Origin of the sequence: Vibrio sp. 1159, assembly GCF_033340395.1 — a bacterium.
GTDB classification, from domain to species: domain Bacteria; phylum Pseudomonadota; class Gammaproteobacteria; order Enterobacterales; family Vibrionaceae; genus Vibrio; species Vibrio alginolyticus.
Map to the genome: position 1 here is coordinate 1 of NZ_JAWOWL010000156.1, position 1,150 is coordinate 1,150.

The following is a 1,150-nucleotide window of genomic DNA, read 5'->3' on the forward strand; positions in this document are numbered from 1 at the left end:
CGAAATACTAAGGGGAAGAGCCCTCTTCCCCTATCTTCCACCCGCCCTTTTCTATTCCATAGCTTTCCATTTAGATTCACTCATCCGTCACTCAGTGTTGACCACGTTCACATTGATAGGGGCGACTTTCGCTCTTTTTATGAAAACCCACATAAAAAATGTGACAAAAATGAACAAGTATATGAAAGTCATGGTGCATTGCTTATCCAACTGATTTAACATGAATTTTTTAAAACCTTGCTGCATTTATAAAAAATATGTTCGGATCAAAAAAATTAAAAATGGAAAATGAGGCGCTTAAGCAGGAATTAGCGAGCCTTAAAGACAAGTACCAAACCGACGTTGAGACGTTGGAACGTCAGTTAAAAGAAGCCAAACAACTGCTGAACACAGCGCAACAGCGTTACGAAAGTAGCGACGAGTTGATGTCGAGCAGCTTGAAAGGCGGAGATATGCTCCAAACCATTCGCACAGCGATGGTCGAAAGCGCTCAATCTATGGCGCATGAAAACGAAGAGCTAAAGCTGCTTGATGATATGTTCAAGCAAACACATCAAGCACTCGCACGTCTGGATGACCGAGCGGTAAAAATCAGCTCACAAGCCACTCAAAGCATTGAATCTGTGCAGATATTAGATAACACCGCGACTTCTATTTCCCACCTTGTATCTACTATCCAAGAGATTTCTGACCAAACGAACTTATTGGCTCTCAACGCAGCGATTGAGGCAGCACGCGCTGGTGAAGCAGGCCGCGGATTTGCCGTGGTGGCGGACGAGGTAAGAAATTTGGCAGGCAAAGCCAGTGAAGCGAGCGAACAAATTGATTCGCTGGTTAATCAGGTGCTAACCCAAGTCAGCTCAATCAAAAGCGCGATTGATGAAAACCAAATCTGCGCAGAAGAAGTATCCGCCTCTTCGGCGCAAATTGGCTCAATCGTCAACGAGGTGGTTGTCAAATCAGAGCACATGAAACGGGTGATCCACTTTGCGTCTACCCGCTCTTTCCTCGATACGGTCAAGCTTGATCATGCCATTTGGAAAAACAACATCTATCGCTTACTGCAAAGTGGCTCTTTTGGTGAAACCGTCAATAGCCATTCAGAATGTCGATTGGGCCAGTGGTACTACCGAGGTGACGGCAAAGCATA

The 1,150-nt window shown here is 45.1% G+C and carries 1 protein-coding gene and 1 pseudogene; both read left to right on the top strand.

The genetic code is table 11. The features are described 5' to 3' along the window. Positions 1–536: 536 nt before the first annotated feature. Positions 537–914, top strand: a pseudogene (locus tag R7127_RS27140) (methyl-accepting chemotaxis protein); the annotation flags it as partial. A gap of 54 nt (positions 915–968) precedes the next feature. Further along, the coding region (locus R7127_RS27145) for a CZB domain-containing protein (RefSeq protein WP_411977882.1) at positions 969–1,150 on the top strand (182 nt) is incomplete at its 3' end.